The organism is Cellulomonas pasadenensis (genome assembly GCF_047229365.1).
Classification (GTDB): Bacteria; Actinomycetota; Actinomycetes; order Actinomycetales; family Cellulomonadaceae; genus Cellulomonas.
Genome location: NZ_JBFTEP010000261.1, coordinates 1 through 1508 on the forward strand (window position 1 = coordinate 1; position 1508 = coordinate 1508).

Here is a 1508-nt window from a genome sequence, read left to right on the forward strand (position 1 = left end):
GTACTGACCGGCGCGGACGCGGGGGCGGCGGCCGGCGGGCGCCCCCCGGCGGGCGCGCGGTCGTGGGCGGACCGGCCGCGACGGGCTGCCGGTCCCGCGACCTGCGACGGGACGGGCGCCGGTCGCGGCGGGTCGCGGTCGCCGACCGCGCGACGGGCAGGCAGACTGCGCCCCGTGATGTCGGTCTCCGGCGGTGCGGGCGGACCTGGCGCGGCGCGCGCCGGGCGCCTCGACCTGCACCGGGACGGCGGCACGCTGCGCGTGGTCCTGCACGGTGCCGTCGACCTGCACGTGCGCGAGCACGACGCACCGGCCCTGTGGGCGCAGCTCGACGAGCCGGGGGTCCGCGCCGTGGCCGTCGACGCGTCCGACGTGTCGTTCCTCGACTCGAGCGGGCTGTCCGTCGTCGTGCGGCTGGTGCGGGACGCGGCCGAGCTCGGCCTGCCCGTCCACGTGGAGGCGCTTAGCCGGCCCGTCGCCGAGCTGCTCGACCAGACGGGCGTGCGGGCGTGGATGGACGACCTCGCGGCGTCGTCGCCCCGGGACGGCCGCACCGTCGGCTGAGCACCGCCGGGCACGTGCCGGTGCGCCGTCGGGGACGGCCGCACAGGCGGCTCAGCACCGCCGGACGTGCCGGTGCGCCGTCCGGGGACGGCCGCACCGGCGGCTCAGCACGTCGGTGCGTGCGCCGGTGCGGGGATGCCGGGCCGGGAGGGACGGCGCCGGCGTTCGCCGCGACCGTGCGTCGGCCCGTGGCCGCCGGGCGGTCAGCGGCCCCGGAGCCGGTCGATCTCGCGCCGCTCCCGCTTCGTCGGACGACCCGCGCCGCGGTCGCGGACCCCGGCGACGGCCACGTGCTCACGCGGCACGGGCGCGGGGGAGCGGTCGAGGTACGACGCACGCGCGACCTCGGCGGACACACGCTTGACGAGCAGCCGCTCGACGACGACGAGACGTTCGCGCGCGCCGCCGCGCACCAGCACCTCGTCCCCGGGCACGACCTGCGTGGCCGGCTTGGCGCGCTCGCCGTTGACGCGCACGTGCCCGGCGCGGCACGCCGCACCGGCCGCGGACCGGGTGGGGAAGAGGCGGACCGCCCAGGTCCAGGCGTCGACGCGCACCTTCCCCAGCGGCTGGGCCATCGTCGTCCTCCTGCGGTCGTGCGGCACCGGCCGTCCCCCGCGGCCGCCGGCCCACCCAGCCTGCCACGCGCCGCACCCTCCACGACGCCCCTGCAGCGGCCGCCCGGTCCGTGCCCGCTCCCGCAGCCGACGCGCCCCGCGCGCAGCCGCCCCACCGACCTCGCCGGTCCACGGCCGACCGCGCGCGTACGACGCCGAGCTCACCGGTCCGCCGCCGACCTCGCCGGTCCGCCGCCGCGTTCGCCGGTCCGCCGCCGTGTTAGCCGATTAACCGCCGACCGCGCCGGTTCGGCGCCGAGCTCGCCGGTTCGAGCGGGCGACCTCCGCGGCGAGCGGGCGACGTCGGTGACTGCGGACGGTGCCCGG

At 80.1% G+C, this 1508-nt stretch carries 2 protein-coding genes; one reads left to right on the forward strand and one right to left on the reverse strand.

Going from position 1 to position 1508, the window contains the following annotated elements; genetic code table 11:
- The first annotated feature begins 177 nt into the window (after positions 1–177).
- The gene (locus AB6N23_RS18320) at positions 178–564 is read left to right on the forward strand and encodes an STAS domain-containing protein (protein WP_412867385.1); all 387 of its coding nucleotides are present in this window, start codon (positions 178–180) and stop codon (positions 562–564) included.
- A gap of 203 nt (positions 565–767) precedes the next feature.
- Here the strand turns inward: AB6N23_RS18320 and AB6N23_RS18325 are convergent, their stop codons facing one another.
- Positions 768–1142 carry an RNA-binding S4 domain-containing protein gene (locus AB6N23_RS18325; protein WP_378208491.1) on the reverse strand — a complete coding sequence of 125 codons (375 nt, stop codon included), beginning with the start codon at positions 1140–1142 and terminating at the stop codon, positions 768–770.
- Positions 1143–1508: the final 366 nt, after the last annotated feature.